This window comes from Oleiphilus sp. HI0080 (assembly GCF_001635135.1).
The window spans coordinates 1-770 of the sequence record NZ_LWFU01000801.1 but is presented as its reverse complement, the minus strand read 5'-3'; the positions used below and the strand labels follow the sequence as shown (position 1 = coordinate 770).

Here is a 770-nt window from a genome sequence, read left to right as displayed (position 1 = left end):
GATTTTTTGTTCCGCAAGATCTTCTATCTCAAAATCAAGTTTCTCTGCAAAGCGGACTGCACGGAGCATTCTGACAGGATCTTCTCGATAGCGCTCGTCTGGATTCCCAATGAGACGGAGTGTTTTCGCTTGAATGTCATCAAGCGCGCCGCAGTAGTCATAGATCTTAAAGTCGGTTGCGCTGTAATAGAGTGCGTTTGCCGTGAAGTCTCTTCGGATCGCGTCTTCTTCAATGGTACCGTAAACGTTATCTCGCGTTAGCATACCTTCAGCAGTTTGCTGCTGAGCGGCTGAGCTTTCGTTGCTGCCTCGGAAAGTTGCGACTTCAATCATTTCTCTTCCAAAGAGTACATGAACGAGTTTGAAGCGACGGCCAATGAGCCTTGAGTTAGAGAACAGCTTATGGACTTGCTCAGGATGAGCGTCGGTAGCAATGTCAAAATCTTTGGGCTGAATGCCAAGGAGAAGGTCTCGAATACAGCCGCCCACCAAGTATGCTTTAAAGCCTGAGTTTTCCAAGCGATATATAACTTTTAATGCGCTAGGGCTGATGTTTTTGCGCGAAACAGGGTGTTCGTCGCGTGGAATAATCCTTACGGGCAAATTTGCCATCCTCTATTCTTATAAGAAATGCATTCAGAAGTGTCCGGAATTCTAGCGGCAAACGCGCACTAAATACAGTAGGTGCGCGTTGGAGAGATGTTTGGGGGAAGAAATGATATGCATGAAGCTCCATTCATCCGTGTTTGGGGCTTTCATGCTGAACAGTT

The 770-nt window shown here is 46.8% G+C and carries 1 protein-coding gene; it reads right to left on the bottom strand.

What is annotated here, in order from left to right; all coding sequences use genetic code 11:
• Positions 1–612, bottom strand: a 612-nt coding sequence (pcnB, locus tag A3751_RS16330; protein WP_156492548.1) for a polynucleotide adenylyltransferase PcnB, incomplete at its 3' end; no start/stop codon positions are given.
• Positions 613–770: the final 158 nt, after the last annotated feature.